The 15,857-nt window shown below is 46.9% G+C and carries 8 protein-coding genes; all 8 read right to left on the reverse strand.

What is annotated here, in order from left to right:
• Positions 1-6,807, reverse strand: a 6,807-nt coding sequence (locus BB427_RS01310; RefSeq protein WP_083229819.1) for a non-ribosomal peptide synthetase, incomplete at its 3' end; no start/stop codon positions are given.
• 3 nt (positions 6,808-6,810) lie between these two features.
• Positions 6,811-11,364 (reverse strand): non-ribosomal peptide synthetase, encoded by a 4,554-nt coding sequence (locus BB427_RS01315; protein WP_069018710.1) that lies wholly within the window; start codon positions 11,362-11,364, stop codon positions 6,811-6,813.
• Between the two features lie 23 nt (positions 11,365-11,387).
• Positions 11,388-12,143 (reverse strand): thioesterase II family protein, encoded by a 756-nt coding sequence (locus BB427_RS01320; RefSeq protein ID WP_069018711.1) that lies wholly within the window; start codon positions 12,141-12,143, stop codon positions 11,388-11,390.
• Positions 12,140-12,847, reverse strand: coding sequence for a hypothetical protein (locus BB427_RS01325; protein WP_069018712.1), 708 nt, complete (start codon positions 12,845-12,847; stop codon positions 12,140-12,142). Before BB427_RS01325 ends, BB427_RS01320 begins: the two co-directional genes overlap by 4 nt.
• Positions 12,844-13,575: an SDR family NAD(P)-dependent oxidoreductase gene (locus BB427_RS01330; protein ID WP_010606256.1), complete on the reverse strand. Its 732-nt coding sequence runs from the start codon at positions 13,573-13,575 to the stop codon at positions 12,844-12,846. The genes BB427_RS01325 and BB427_RS01330 overlap by 4 nt, the downstream gene beginning before the upstream one ends.
• An 11-nt stretch (positions 13,576-13,586) precedes the next feature.
• A complete protein-coding gene (gene fabZ, locus BB427_RS01335) occupies positions 13,587-13,985 on the reverse strand; it encodes a 3-hydroxyacyl-ACP dehydratase FabZ (protein ID WP_010369411.1) in 399 nt (132 codons plus the stop codon).
• Positions 13,982-15,097 (reverse strand): ABC transporter permease, encoded by a 1,116-nt coding sequence (locus BB427_RS01340; protein WP_010369409.1) that lies wholly within the window; start codon positions 15,095-15,097, stop codon positions 13,982-13,984. The genes fabZ and BB427_RS01340 overlap by 4 nt, the downstream gene beginning before the upstream one ends.
• A complete protein-coding gene (locus BB427_RS01345) occupies positions 15,090-15,857 on the reverse strand; it encodes an ABC transporter ATP-binding protein (protein ID WP_069018713.1) in 768 nt (255 codons plus the stop codon). Before BB427_RS01345 ends, BB427_RS01340 begins: the two co-directional genes overlap by 8 nt.

A 15,857-nucleotide genomic window follows, 5' to 3' on the forward strand; every position in this document is an offset into this window, starting at 1 on the left:
GGGTGTGGTTTTCACAAAGCCAATATTCGCGGCATTTAGATGAGCTCTAAAGGCGGCGGCATCAAGAATATCGCCTTCATAAACACACACCGTTTGTCCAGCAAGAAGCGGGCATAAGGTGGTGGTCACCGACAGGTCAAAACAGTAGTTAGAAGAAAAGTCGATATTACGATACTTGTCACCTAACTGGCTGGTTAAGGCGTGAAGATAGTAAAGCACATTGTGCTGCGTGAGCATTACGCCTTTTGGTTGTCCGGTTGTCCCTGAGGTGTAGATGATATAAGCCAAGTTAGCCAACGCGGTTGGACGGGTTAGGTTCTCATGCTCCACTGCAAGTGCACGCGTATTCACACTGAGCGCCTTCACGCCGAGCGCTGTGGCTTTTCCAAGCACAGGGTTAAGTGACGGCAAGTGGCTTTCCTGCGTTAGCACTAAGTCGGTGTTGGTGTCAGTTAAAATAAACTCAACCCGAGCTTCTGGGTAATCCGGTGAAACAGGCACATAGGCACCACCGGCTTTGAGCACGGCCAAAATAGCAATAAGCATCTCGCTACTGCGAGAAAAGTAGAGGGCGATAGGGGTATCGGCAGGCAATAGGCCAGCTTGTACTTTGGGGTGCTGAGCAAGGATTTGCTTTGCAAGGGCATTGGCTTTACCGTTCACTTCGGCATAAGACAGTGCTTCACCACTGCTGGTTAACATGGCCGTCAGCTCAGGGGTGTTAGTGGCGTGCTGCTCTACTAAGCTTGCTAGATCTTTGTCGGTGGCAAACGACTCGGCGTTGTTGTGCCATTGGCTAAGCGTTGTCTGCATTTGGTAATTGACCAAGCTAATGCTTTGATGGCTTTGTGTCAGTCGCTCCCCAAGCTGAACCAAAATAGCTTGTACTTGGTCAAGGATCCACTCTGCCCGTGCGGTGCTCAGCCATTCCCCGTTGTAATGCATCACAAAGTCTAAGCGGTCTTGCTCGCTTTGGGCCACCACAGAAAGCGGATAATCGCCTTTTTCTATTGATTCTCTAAACTTCCAGCTGCCGGTATTTTCTGGAGTCGGGTAGTTTTCAAATACAAAGAGGGTATGGAACAAGCGTTGACCATCACGTTGCAGTTTCGACAAGCTCATGTCGCTGTGGCTATTGAGTGCAGCTACGCCTTTTTGAATGGCTTTGAGAATGTCATTACAACTTGCTTCTGCTTGCCAATTCACCACTAAAGGTAAGGTGTTGATGAACAAACCGACCGCTTGTTCAATCCCATTGACTGGAATTTCACGACCGGAAACTGTGCTACCAACAATCGTTTGGCTATCACCAGAATAGGTTTGCAGTAACTTATGCCAAGCAAATTGCAGTGCCACGTTGAGGGTGACGCCAGCTTGCTGACAAGTATGTTGTAGTGACCTAAATGCCTCACCTTGAAGGCTAAACTGTACCGATTGCACTTGTTCAACAATTCGACTTTGCGACAAGTCATACTGGCCACCAAGCAACAAGTTTATATCGTTTGCGGTATTAAAGTCAGCTTGTTGCTGCTGCCAGTAAGCCTGCGTTTTCTTTGCATTTTTAAGATAATAAGCTTGCGCTTCTAAATAGGTTTGCTGCGTTTGCACCTCAGGCGTGTTGCCATCACAAAGCTGGCGATAATACCCCGCGACAGCTTGCAGCATTAACGGTCCACTCCAGCCATCATTAATGGCATGGTGCTCGGTTTTGATAAGTGTGTAGAGGTTTTCACTGCGCTTAAACAAGGTGAAGCGAATAAGCCCCGGTTGGTTTAGGTTAAACGGAACTTGTCGGTCTGCGGCTTGAGCTTTGCTGGTGGCTTGCTGTTGGCCGTGCTCGTCAAGGGATGATAGATCTACTATGGTGAAGTGACTGTCATCAATACTGGCGTCGCGACACACCACTTGGAGTAGACATTCTTGCCAATCAAAAGCGGTGCGTAGAATAGGGAAGCGAAGCGACGCTAAACGCCAGGCATGAATAAAGTGTTCAACCTCTAGCGCTTGTTCAATATCCATGACCAATTGCACTCGGTAGGCATCATCCGTTGGGAAGTTAACAGCATGATAGATAAAGCCTTGTTGCAAGCTATTAGCCGGGTAAAGTGCTTCGATATTATAGTGCTTGCTCAGCGCTTGATAATGCCCATAAGACAAGTCGCTTAACCCCATATCGCTAGGGGTTTGCTGCGGCGCTTGCGCGGCTAGTTCACAGCTTGCATTAATGACCTGATGAAGCGCCATTTCAAAGTGCTCAACAAATGCCAACGACTGTGATTGGTTCAACCTCGAAACCACATCAAAGTGAAGCTTGTCACCGCGAACTGCGCCATTGATGTTGAGTAGCAGTGCATTGTCAGCCTGAGCGTTTGCCTCTGTCATCACATAGCCTGCTTGAGTATCATCCAGCTGCCAGTCTCGGCTTTGCTGTTGTTGCTGATTCAATTGACCTAGGTAGTTAAAGCTCACCTGAGGGCGAATTACGCTGACTTTGCCAGCTTGTACAAAAGCGCCATAGCCCACGCCTTTATCCGGGATCTGACGCAGCATTTCTTTAGTGTTTGCGATGGTTGCAATCACGTCGTCGTGGTGTTCAAGGCGCACAGGATACATACTGGTAAACCAGCCTATGGTTTGCGACACATCCAAGCGCGGATCTATATTTTCACGACCATGACCTTCAAGTTGAATATGATTAACGGTACTGTCAAAAGTGCTGTGTAGGGCAATATTGAGTGCCGCCAAAAGCAAGTCGTTAATGTCAGTATTCAAACCAAGATTGGCATCTCGTAGCAATTTAGCAGTCGTTTCTTGCGCAAACGTGATGCTGTATTGTGATTGTGCTGAGTAAGTGGGTTGGCTAGTAAAGCCCTTTTGTACCTGCTGCCAATAGTACGCTTGTTCAGGGTGAGCCGAAGGGTAGGTGGCAATGGCATCCACCCACTGACGATAGCTGGTAAGCTTGTCTGTTAGTGCTTCACCACTTAATAGGGTTTGTAAGTCTTGGCTTAACACCCGCCACGATACCACATCAATAATGGCATGATGGAAGGCAAAGAATACCTGACTGCCCTCGGCCGTTTTCACCAACGCTGCCTGCCAAAGGGGGCCATTGAATAAATCAAATTGGCTTTGTAGTTTGGTCAATTCGTTAAATAACGCGTCTTTACTCAGAGCCGTCGCATCAAGTAATGGGACTTCAAGCTCTATTGCCGCTTGGTACGCTTGTTTTACCCCGTTGCTGGTCTGAACAAAGTGACAACGTAGCATGTCATGATGTTCGCTCAGCGCTTGAATAGCTTGCGTCAGCCCCGTGTGTTCAATGTGTTCAGGTAAGTTAAGGGTAAATGCTTGGTTCCAATGGTGTGGATTTGGTAGCCCTAAATCGAAAAACCACTGTTGGATAGGCAGTAGTGCAAACTCACCACTTAACCTACCTTGCTCCGTGATAAGTTCGATGGTTTCAGTGCTAACGTGTTGAATTAAATAGGCCTGCGCTGCCACGCTTGGGGCGTCAATGATGTCTTTAACCTGAAGGTTAAAGCCAGCTTTACGCAGCGCAGACACAAGTTGAATACTGACAATAGAATCGCCACCGACTTTGAAAAAGTCATCATTAACGCCCACTTGTTCTAGGCCCAATACTGACTGCCAAATACCACACAATTGTTTTTCTAATTCGCTGCTCGGTGCTTGATAGTTGTCTTCATCCACCACGGTTGGAGTCGGCAATTGCTTGTGATCCAGCTTACCATTGTTGTTAAACGGTAACGCCGACATCACTTCAAAGTAACTTGGGATCATATAGCTAGGTAAAACCTGAGCCAGTTCCTGTTTTACTGCATTGAGGTCTAACTCGCCGTGCTCTGGTACCACGTATGCAGCAAGTTGCTTGTTGCCCGCTTGTTCGAATACCACCACAGCGGCGACTTTTACTTGCGCCAATTCGTTGAGTTGTGCTTCTATTTCAGCAAGCTCAATCCTAAACCCGCGGATCTTCACTTGGTGATCGTTACGGCCTAAAAACTCTAGTACGCCAGACTCTGACCAACGTCCTAAGTCTCCCGTTTTATACAGTTTATCTAGCCCGAATTGTTTGGCCTTTGCGCTTGCAAAGGGGTTATCGATAAAGCGCGCAGCACTCATTTCGGGTTTATTAAGGTAGCCACATGCAAGTCCGGCTCCTGCTATAAATATCTCGCCTGTCGCGCCGTATGGCACTGGATTAAGATATTTATCAAGCAATAATACTTGGCGATGATTAATGGCTTGGCCGATGGGCACCGGGCCATCAATATTGGCGCATGGATAGAAAGTGGTAAATGTCGTGCTTTCAGTTGGGCCATACGCATTTATTACCAACTCTGGTCGCGTATCTCTGGCGAGAATGCGTTTGACTATGCTTGGAGTGATTGCCTCACCGCCTGTTAGTACGCAGCGGACATTGTCATAAATATCAGGTTGTTGTAAATACAGCGAATCAAACAGTGTGCGCGTTAGCCAAAGTACACTAACACCGTGTTGTTTAATTAACCTTGATAGGCTGTCAGGATCCGCGCCTTGTTGCGCACTTGCTACAACCAATTTGCAGCCGTTTATCAGTGGTGTCCAAACTTCAAACGTTGCGGCGTCAAAGTTTGGATTAGATAGGTGAATAAACACGTCGTTTTCTGACGTGTTTATTAAATCAGTATTTTGTACCAAAGAAACAACGCCACGGTGTGGAACGACCACGCCCTTTGGCTCACCTGTCGTACCGGATGTATAGATCACATAGGCTTCGGTTTGCGCATGTGCACATGACAGTACGGGCGCTGCATCAGACAAAGACAAGCTATCTAAGCAGGTAATTTGCGGCTCTGCATCACAACTTGCAACGAGTGTTTCGATACGCGGGCGCAGCTCGCTTTGTGTTAAAATCAAACCAAGTTGCGTGTCGTTGAGCATATACTCAATGCGCTGATCTGGATAATCAGGGTTAAGCGGTACATAAGCACAACCCGCTTTTAGGATAGCCAGTTTTGCGATTACCATTGCAATAGAGCGTTCACAGAAAAGCCCAACAAAGCGATGGCTAGCGGCAACGTCCACATGATCTTTAATGTAGGCGGCAAGCTTATTCGCGCTTTGTTCTAATTCTTGATAGGTCAGCTGCATTTCGCCTTCAACTAGCGCTATTCGAGTTGGCGTTTTTTGTGCTTGCTGAGCAACCAATTCATGAATAGTAGAGTGCAAATAATCCGCATGCTCGTCTACCTCAACCATTGGTGCTCGCTCATCATTACTTAACAAAGAAATTTGGCTATGCGGCTGGTTTTCATCAGCAATAATGGCATCTAACACCAATGTCATTTGGGTGAGCAATCGCTGTGCTTTGCTTGGTGCCAGCATGGTTTCGCAGAAGCTCAACTTAAGTAGCAAGATATCTTGTTGTTCAACAATGCTGATGGTGAGCGGATAGTCTACTTTTTCAATCATCTTATCGAACGACCATTCGAGTACGTCTTGTCCCGCTGGCGTCGGATAGTTTTCAAATACAAATAGACTGTTGAACAGGCGAGTATTCGGCTCTTGTAGTTGCGACAGTGAAACACTGCTGTTGCCGTTAAGTTCTGCAATTTTTTCTTTCAGCGCTGTAAGCTGGGTGCGAATACTGGCCGTTTCTTGCCAATCAAGGGAAAGAGGTAGAGTATTGATATATAAACCAACACTGGCATGGATCCCGTCAATGGGTAGTTCACGACCCGAGACCGTTGTGCCTACTATGGTTTGCTCAGCGTCGCAGTAATATTGCAGTACTTTATGCCAAGCAAATTGCATTAAGACGTTCAGCGTGAGTCCGTGTTGTTTAGCAAATGCTTTGAGCTGTTGATGGCGCTCTGAAGAGAGCTTTAATTCGCTCGAAGCTGCTTTTTGGATCTGTGACGAGCCAGATTGGTCAATATTTTTACTCAATAAGCGGTTGATATCATTGGGCTCACCAAATTGTGCTTTTTGGGTTTGCCAATAGCTATCGCTAGATTTTTGATTTTGCTGATAGCGTGCTTGTGTTTGTAGGTAAGCCGTTTCTTCTTCAACAATGACCGGCTCGCCTTTGGTTAGTTTGGCGTAGTTTTGATGCACGGTTTGCAGCATCACCGGAAAGCTCCAGCCATCGCTGATGCTGTGGTGTTCTGCTTTAATTAGGGTGTAATGTGTATCAGCGCGTTTAACGATAGCAAAACGCATTAATCCCGGTTGAGTCAAATCGAAAGGCGTATTACGGTCATCGTGAATGAGCTTATCGATACGTGTCTGTTGTTCAACTTGGTCTAACGTGCTGAAGTCGTGAAAACTGAAGTGATTTGGGGTAAATCCGGTTCCTCCTTTGATCACTTGGATGATTTCATTTTCCCAGTTGAACGCGGTACGTAGCGCAGGGTAACGCATTGATGCCAAGATCCAAGCCTGTTGGTAAGCATCGACATCGAGTGCTTGATGGTAATCGATGACTAACTGAACTCGGTAAGCATCGTCATTTGGTTGGGCAAGGTGATGATAAACAAAACCTTTTTGCATACTGTTAGCATCAAAGATGGCACGGATCTCAGATGCCTTTTTATGCTCAGTCGCTAGTAACTGTTCAAAGTCTTGTTCGGAAAAAACTTGCTGCGATACAAGGTAATCTAATAATGCGGCTTTATTTGCTTTGAGGTAATCAACCCATTGTTGGCTGAGTCCTTGCTCACCATGGACAATTTTAAGTTTGTCTCCATTGGCCCAAAGCGCAATGTTATCCTTTGCAAGTGATTGGCATAAATTCAACATGGTTTAAATCTCTAATTCTTGTGTTTTTTCAGACTGAGTCGTGGTTTGTTCTAATTGTGTTTCACTTAACTGGGATTGCAGTGCAGCTAGTTGCTCCTGAGAAAGCGAGCCCGCGCCAAAGTCGCTAGGGGTGCTTACACCGCCGCGCTTTTTCGCCTCGAGCGCTGTATCCAATACATCATGCAGCGCTTGTGTTAAGTGAGTAGCGAAGGCATCGGTAAGATTTCCATCTAGTAATGAATCCACTTTGATCCTAAGTTGCTCGCCCTGAACCAACGCATTGATATCGAGGATCAGATCCGAGCCGTTTTGTGCAGAACTTGTCTCGGTTTGCAGTTGGTTGTCTATTTGCCAAAGCGCATCGCTTTGCCCACCCATTTGGCCTAGGTAGTTAAAGCTGACATTTGGCAACGTTAAGCTGGTGTCTTGCAGTTGTGCGCTACCAAAACCAAGACCTTTATTTGGGATCTGGCGTAGCGCTTCTTTGGCATCAATAATGGTGTCGCTTAGTGTCGCTTGTTGAGTCAGGCGTAGCGGGTACAAGCAAGTGAACCAGCCAATTGTTTGGTTGATATCAGCATCATCACGCCACATTTCACGACCATGACTTTCCAACGTGATAGCATGCTGAGTTTGCTTAAAGGTTTTACTCAATGCTTGGCACAAAGCAGCCAGTAGTAACTCTTCACCTTGCGTATTGAAGCCAGCATTCGCGTCACGTATTAAGCGGGCCGTGGTGTGCGCGTCTAGCTCTAACCAAGCGGTTGACGGTGTTGCAGCCATGCTTGGCGGATAGCTTGGTAAGTTGGTTGCTAAACGCTGCCAAAATACCATTTCTTGCGGGTGTGCTGCCGGGTACGCTTGCATCATTTCTACCCATTGTCGATAGCTGGTGCGTTTACTCAGCAACTCTCCTTGTGCTAAAAGGGTTTGCAGATCTTGCGCGATGATCCGCCAAGAAACCGCATCGATGATTAAGTGGTGAAGTGCAAAGTGAAGCAGGTCGTAGTCTTCACAAAATGCTTCGATATGTGTAACTTGCCAAAGTGGGCCATTACAAATATCGAACTGGCTTTGTCGCGCGTTGAGCTCTGCTTGTACATCGTGCGACTTGCCGTTAAGGACGTTGAGTGGCGCCATCGTACTAACATCGTTATATTCTTGCGTAATATGGCCTTCAAATTCCATAAAGGTTGTGCGCAACATATCATGTTGATCACTTAAACTGTGTAGCGCCTCTTGTAATTGAGTTTGGCTAAAGCCGCTTGGGATCCTGATTGCAAATGCCTGATTCCAATGATTCTCCTCCGGTAGTGCTTTATTGAAAAACCATTGTTGAATTGGCAGTAGATCAAAGCGTCCGCTCAGCAGGCCTTGCTCTTGTGCTATCTCTCGTTGAGTCGCTTGTACGCTAACAATACGCTGACTTAACGCCGCTGCAGTTGGACAATCAAAGATATCTTTTACTTGTAGTTCAATGCCTTGTTTTCTGAGCAAAGCAACGAGTTGAATCGTGAGAATAGAATCACCACCGATAGCAAAGAAATCATCTTTGGTGCTCACTTGCTCAACACCAAGCAAAGTTTTAAATGCTTCACACAGTTGCGCTTCCGTTTCGTCTTGCGGCGCCACATATTCGCTTTGGCTTACCAGTTCAGGCTCTGGCAACGCTTTACGGTCTAATTTACCGTTGCCAGTCAAAGGTATTTCCGCAAGCTCAGTCCACGTTTTTGGCTGCATATAACTGGGTAGCGCTTGACTCACATGGGCTTTCACTTGGGCAGTTTGGCCGTGATGTTGTGGCTTAAACTTGATATAAGCGGCTAGGTAGGGAACACTTTGTAGGGTACGGTCGATAACCACCGCTTGGGCAACTTCTGGCAATTGGTTGATCACGCTTTCGATTTCACCCAGTTCGATACGGTAGCCACGGATCTTCACCTGATTATCGTTACGACCGATATACTCCAACTCACCATCCGGCAGGCGTCTTGCCAAGTCACCGGTTTTATACAGTCTGGCTCGTCCTTGTTGAATATCTTGTTCGCTTGCATATGGGCTGCTAATAAAGCGTTCTTGACTGAGTGCTTCGCGGTTTAAATAACCACGAGCAAGACCTGCTCCGCCAATATATAACTCACCGCAGGCGCCGGGTTCGACCAACTGCAATTTGGAATTTAGCACGTACGCTTTCATATCTAATATGGGTCTACCGATATGAGAGGCTTTAGAACTTGATTGTTGCGTGAGTGCTTTATAGGTGACATGCACCGTGGTTTCAGTGATCCCATACATGTTGACCAATAGCGGCTGTTCATCGCCGTAGCAGTTCCACCAAGGGTTGAGCATTTCGGGGTTGAGTTTGTCACCACCGAAAATCACATACCTCAGTTTGTCAAAATTCAATTTTGCGCTTAATGCCGCTGCACTAAATTCATAGAATGCGGCAGGAGTCTGATTAAGCACAGTCACTTGATTATCTGAGCAGTAGTCTGCAAAGGCCTCAAAATCGCGGATCAGGCTGTTGTCAGGAATACAGAGTTTACCGCCATAAAGTAGGGCACCCCACATTTCCCATACACTAAAGTCAAAAGTATAGGCATGGTAAAGCACCCAGATATCGTGGTGGTCAAAGCCATAATCTTGCTCCGTTGCCGTGAACAATCGGGCGACGTTTTCATGAGTTTGCATCACGCCTTTTGGTTGGCCAGTCGTACCTGAGGTATAAATGATGTATACCAAGTCCTGCGGTGATTGGCTGATGACAGGGGCTGTGTCGCTTTGTTGCTGGGCATTGAGTGGTGTAACTAATGGGCAAGCCACCTCCGCCAAACGGCATTTGTCTTGTGCGGCGGCATACTCTTGCTCGTCGACAATCAACAGGCTTGGGTTGGTGTCACTTAGAATAAAGGTTGTTCGCTCGCTGGCATGGTCGGGAGACAGCGGCACATAAGCCGCACCCGCTTTAGTGACAGCAAGAATTGCAATCAGCATCTCGATAGAAGGCTGCATGTACAGCGCAATTAACGTATCGGCAGTGAGGGTTTGTTGATACTGAGACTGATATTGCTCCCGTAAATGCAAGGCAAGGGCGTTGGCTCTGGCGTTAAGGGTTTTATAATCGATAGATTGTGTTTGGGTTTGTAGTGCGATTTGATCTGGGTGTTTACTTACCGCTTGTTCAAACCAGTGATTTAAAGTGGTGTCGGAAAAGAACGTTTCATTATCTTGATTGCTGCGCGCCAAGATAAGCTTTTGCTCTTCTTCATCCAGTACAGGCAGCTCGGCGATATTAAGATCGCTAGAGTGGGTAAGTAATTCAATAAAGCGCGCCTGAATATCGGTGATCCGTGTCATTGCCACGCGAGAAAAGACAGACTTAGCGGCGACCACTTTACGACAAAGGCCACCTTCGGTTTCAAAATGCGTAAATTCGATATCAAATTGTGAAACACCAGGCTCGATGGATACCCCTTTGATAATGGTATCTCCCGTTGTGCCCAAAGCAAGTTCGTACCCTTGGCGACCAATCATCAACGGGGTGATCCCTGGACGAATGCCATTGCTTTTTAGCTTGGCTAAGTAGTTACAGGTGACATTAATATGCTTTGCAGCGTCTTTATTATTATTTCCTGACAGCAGTAATTGGGTGAGCTGGTTACTGACTTCACTGATAAGCGATGCGCCTGTGTACTGCTCAATATCGCAAATAGAAACCGTTTCAACGTCTGAATAATGACCTAAGATCGCGCGTGTTTTACGGGTGCGGCGAGCCATCGGGATCCCTATGGTCAAATCGGTTTGCCCAGTGGTATGAAATAAAGTCAAAAAGACGCTGGCAAGCACGACGCTAAAACTCGTAACGCCAGCTTGAGAGGCTGCCTGCTTTACTTGTTTGAGTGCCTCTGGGTTTTCTTCACGAAACGCGATGCCGTCATAATGGTGCGCTAGTGCCCCAGTATTACTCTGGTAAAAATCGATAGGATAGAGTTCGCTCTGTTGTGAAGTTGCTGCACGCTCAGGCTTTTCTTCAAACATCACTTGATAATCAAGGGGGGCGAGATCAAGTTCAGAGTTATCAAGCACCGCTTCTATACATGCGAGTAAATCGCTCATCAGTACTTGCAATGCCCACTGGTCACAGTTGATGTGATGCCCTTTGATGGTCAATAGCAAACGAGTTTCTGAGCTACAAGCGTAGAATTGAAAGGTCTCTTTAGTGATATCGATAGCTTGCTCAATTAAGGTTTTGGCGGTGACAGAGTCACTAAAAGCGGCAATCTCATCAGGCACGGCTAATAACTTAGGGGCACTGGCTAATAATTCGAGTTGTGGCTCGCCATGAGCCTCATCAATACGACTCGATAAAACTGGGTGCCTTGCAAATAGCAACACTAAGGCTCGCTCTAGCGCCTCAGCTGTGAGCCCGCCGGTAAATTGTACCGCGCAAGCGATGTTATATACTGGATTTGCCAAATCAAGCTGTTGGGCTTGCCATACGTGAAGTTGCCTCGTTGTCAGAGACTTGAAATTGGCGGAATTGGACTGTGAGTTCATTGCGTGATCCTTGTTTTTTCGCCTTAACACAACGGCTTTTGCCAGTTTGCTTTTTGGTATTTTGTTTGCTGCAAGCGTGCTAAGTGTCGCGCTACAGCGGCGACAATCACCTCACACGCCAGCGTTGGGCGTTGTTGTAAATACATATGACCGCCATCGACATGATGGTGCTGAAAATGGTTCTCGCAGTACTCAGACCAAGCTTGGTGTGACTCAGGCTTAACCAAGTGATCTTGTGTGGCGAGGATCAGTTCGACCGGCATCGTCAACGTGATGTCTGTACTGACGGGTTGCTCGGCTAACATAAAGTCGTCTTTAAACATAGCGGCCACAACCGCTTCTACGTCCTTCGTTAAACGATGTTTAGGCAGCATGTCGAGATGATATAAAGTCGTGAGCAAGTCCGAGTCAGTCAATTTTGAGTACTGGGTAGCCGAGGGAATACTTGGCGCGCGGCATCCAGATAAACAGAGTAAATCCGGTGTTGTCAGTGCGTGTTTAGCAAGATGATCGGCAAGCTTATAAGCCACCATCCCGCCAAGACTGTGACCAAAAAACACGCACAGCCGCTCACTACGCGGCTGAAGTTGCGTGCTACTACTTAGGTGACTAAGTGCCTCATCCCAGTCCCGTAAAGATTGCATACCTGCTTTAGTACCACGGCCCGGTAAGTCGATGCCGTGGAGTTGCCAATGCGCAGGTAAATGTTTGGCCCATTCCCTAAAAAACAAAGAAGAGCCACCTGCGTGATGGAAACAGTATAAGTCAACCGGCATCATAGCTTGAGCTCCAGCGTTGGTGTGAATGCGATGGATTGACCGGTGAGCATGGTGTTGGTTTTCATAAAGTTGACTAGGTATTCCACCAAGTCTTGATAGCTGTATACCGCAGGTCGTGCACCCAGTACGCCTCCTTTTAGGTTACGCTTTTGGATTCTTGCGGCTTTGCTATCGGTAGCCAGTAGCGGTAACACAAAACTGTTCACTGCCAGCTTGCTACCTTGATACTCGCGCGCGAGCGTCATCATCAATGCATTATGAGCGTGGTTACAGACACTGGCGGTGGCTTCTAACTCGTAATTTAAGGTGTCTGATTGCGTTAAAAAGACGAGGTTTCCACCACTCACTCTGAGGTTGTCGGCGATGACTCTGAGTGCCGCAAATGCGCTTTCTAGACGCGCAATCACTTGCTCGCCAACGGCAATGTCTTCAAGTAGATTGCTTTCATCAAGGCGATTGGCACAATGCAGTACCATCACTTCTTGCTGATTATTATTGAGTTCAAACCAATCTAGTAATGTATTGGTATTTAACTCAGAGAGGGGAGCGTTGAGGTGGATATGGCTCGCTTCTGGATTATGCGCGAGCACCTCAGCACTTGCATTGATAAGGAGTAACGGATGTTTTTGCGACAGCAAATGGGTAACGAAGTGGCTATCAAATTCACTTGTTGGATAAAGTAAAATAAACGCTTGAGCATTCATACCGCAAGCCCTCCATCCAAACGAAGCACATTTCCCGTTTGGTAGTTAGAGGCGCTAGAAGCGAGATATAGCGTGGCATCAGCAATTTCTTTGACGCTCCCAACACGACCTAGTGCGGTATGTTTAAGCACCGGGTTGATAATGCTTGCGGGGATATCATCAATCATATCGGTTGCAATAAACGTCGGAGCGAGTGCGTTACAGTAAACACCACAGTGACCATATTGCCGTGCAATAGTCCGAGTGAGGCCAATAATTGCGCCTTTTGAGGTCGCGTAGTTGGCTTGGCCTTCACGTCCGCTTATTCCACTTTGCGACACCATGTTGATAATCTTGCCTGCACCTTGCTTAGTCATGACTGGTAACACCGCTTGGCAACACAGCAATGTACCTTTGAAGTTGATATCTAACACGTTATGAAAAGCGTCGTACGACATCTGAGAGAACAAGCTATCATTCGTGATCCCAGCGTTATTCACTAACACATCAACCCGACCCGTGTCGCTTATCGCTTGGCGAATAGCGGAGTTGACGAACTCGCTGTCGGTAATATTGCCGCTTTGTTGAGTGAAACGAGCTTGATACTCAGGTTTGTGTAACTCCGCGATGGGGGTTTGTGTGCGACAAATACCGTATACTCGAGCACCACCTTGCAAAAAGGCGAGTGCGATGCCTTTGCCTATCCCTTTGGATACGCCAGTCACTACTACTGTCTTTCCAGTAAACACAACCAAGTTCCTTAATCAGTGTAAACAATCGTGAGTTCGGCTTTTGCAACCAACTCATCTTCAACGTGTGCTTGTGCTTTAAAGCGCGCCATCGCACCAAATTCAGTTTCTAGTTTTGCCGTTACTTTAATGATTTCGCCGGGGCGAACAGGGCGACTAAATTTGGCTTTTTCTATGGAAGACAGCATGCCCCCTTTGTGCGTGTTGTTGCAGCACAAGCCGCTGATCTGCGCCATGGTCTCAATGATTAACACACCAGGGAAAATAGGCTCATCCGGAAAATGTCCTTGCAGGCCTGGCTCGTTATGCGAGACGAACTTCAATCCAACAATCATCTCTCCTGGAGAGTGTTCGATTATCTTGTCTGCAAACTTAAATGGTGCCTTATGCGGCAAGTTATCGGTAATCATGATTTTTCATCTCCCCAGTCAAAGCAGAAGTAAACGATGAGGAAGAACACCACGCTGGTGACGCCTAAAATAATCAATTGACGACTTACCGCAGCCAGCTCAACGCCTTGGTTTGCGACTAAGCGCAGTGCATCCAAAAACGCAGTGGTTGGCAGTAACGAAACTATTTCTCGCAATAGAGTGGGAAAGTTAGCCGTGTCGAAATAAATGCCCGATAAGAACATCAACGGAAAGTAAAGTAAGTTAGCTATCCCTGATGAGACTTCAACCCGTTGGCTACGGGCGCCAACTAACACGCCGAGCATACAGATACAAAATGAACCGAGTGCCATTACTGCAATGATATCCAGCACGTTTCCTTGCAGCGTGTAACCAAATAAAAAGTGAAATGCGACGAACAGAATCAGCATTTGGAACACCAGTAAGAATAAGCGTGCGAGCACGATCCCAATGATGTAATCACGGCGTTTGAAAGGAGAAAGGCGTAGACGTTTAAAAAAGCCGTTTTGTCTGTCCGACACTAAACTGTTGGCAATCGACACCAGTGCTAAACCAAGAACTTGTAACACGATGATCCCCGGGATCAACCAGTCAGTGTAACGATAACCTTTGACGCTAATGACATTGCTTCGCATCTCTTCGCCGTTAGCTTGCGCTTTAAGACGCAATAGATAGTTACGTGCCATTAACGACTCATCGGAGTTATGAGTAGAAAACATAGCGTTGGGGGCAAGGTAAACTTCAGGGCTCACCTCATTTTGCAGTTTACGCAGCACTGAGCCTGGTGAACTGATCACTTCCGCCAGCTGAGCAGAAGCAAAGCTGTCTTCCAGCACAATTGAATCGGTTTGTGAGAGGCGGGTAACGGTAACGAGTGGATCTTCCTCCATCGCTTTAAGCCATTTCTGTTCAATTTGCTCGCCATGCATCACCACCACATTCATAGGAGACATTTTTGGTCCACCAGAGAAGGCTTGGATCAACAATAGGGCGATGAAAATAGGTAAACCGAATGTCCATAGCAATACCGCTTTATCACGGAAAAAAGGTCGAATATTGACCATCATTAATTGCCAAAATGGATATAACTTAGTTTGACTTAACTCAGGCATAACTTTCCCTCTCCATCGTGGAACCTGTGAGTTTCAAAAATACGTCGTTGAGTGTGGCTTTTCTGGGTTCTTTAATCACTGGAGTCTCAAAGGTGCGATTAATAATGTCGCTTGGCGCGCCTGACTCTATGATTTGACCTGAATTAATGATGGCTAAGTTGTCGCATAAGAACTCAGCCTCATCCATGTAGTGCGTCGTTAACATCACACAGGTACCGGCTTCTTTGAGGTCTTTAATGATGTGCCAAAACTCTTGGCGACTCGTGGGGTCAAGTCCCGTAGTTGGCTCATCTAAAAACACCAACTTGGGCTGGCCAACCACTGCCATCGCCAAAAATACGCGTTGCTTTTGTCCACCACTGAGTTCGCTTAGCCAAGCGCCCTTTTTCTCGCTTAAATTGAAGCGCTCAAGCAGCGTATCAATTGGCGTGTAGCTTGGGTAAAAGCTGGCAAATAGCTCGACGCACTCTTTTACTTTGAGTTTTTCGTAGAGGTTATTGTGTTGCATCACGCCACCCATAAGGCTGCGAAGTTTGCTTTCGTGTTGCTTCCAATTAAGACCGAATAACGTCACTTCACCTGACGTTGCACTACGCAAGCCCTGAAGTATTTCCAACGTCGTGGTTTTTCCGGCGCCATTGGGCCCAAGGAGTCCAAAACATTCGCCTTCGCTAACGCTAAAAGAGACGTCATCGACGGCAACTTTTCGTGTTCTTTTGTAGACCTTCCTTAAGTTCTTCACTTCGATCACGGTCGTCAT

It is taken from the genome of Pseudoalteromonas sp. BMB (assembly GCF_001709235.1).
GTDB classification, from domain to species: domain Bacteria; phylum Pseudomonadota; class Gammaproteobacteria; order Enterobacterales; family Alteromonadaceae; genus Pseudoalteromonas; species Pseudoalteromonas maricaloris.

Coding starts and splice junctions, on each gene's coding strand:
- BB427_RS01315 (WP_069018710.1), bottom strand. CDS start 11,364: ATGAACTCACAGTCCAATTCCGCCAATTTCAAGTCTCTGACAACGAGG.
- BB427_RS01320 (WP_069018711.1), bottom strand. CDS start 12,143: ATGATGCCGGTTGACTTATACTGTTTCCATCACGCAGGTGGCTCTTCT.
- BB427_RS01325 (WP_069018712.1), bottom strand. CDS start 12,847: ATGAATGCTCAAGCGTTTATTTTACTTTATCCAACAAGTGAATTTGAT.
- fabZ (WP_010369411.1), bottom strand. CDS start 13,985: ATGATTACCGATAACTTGCCGCATAAGGCACCATTTAAGTTTGCAGAC.
- BB427_RS01340 (WP_010369409.1), bottom strand. CDS start 15,097: ATGCCTGAGTTAAGTCAAACTAAGTTATATCCATTTTGGCAATTAATG.
- BB427_RS01345 (WP_069018713.1), bottom strand. CDS start 15,857: ATGACGACCGTGATCGAAGTGAAGAACTTAAGGAAGGTCTACAAAAGA.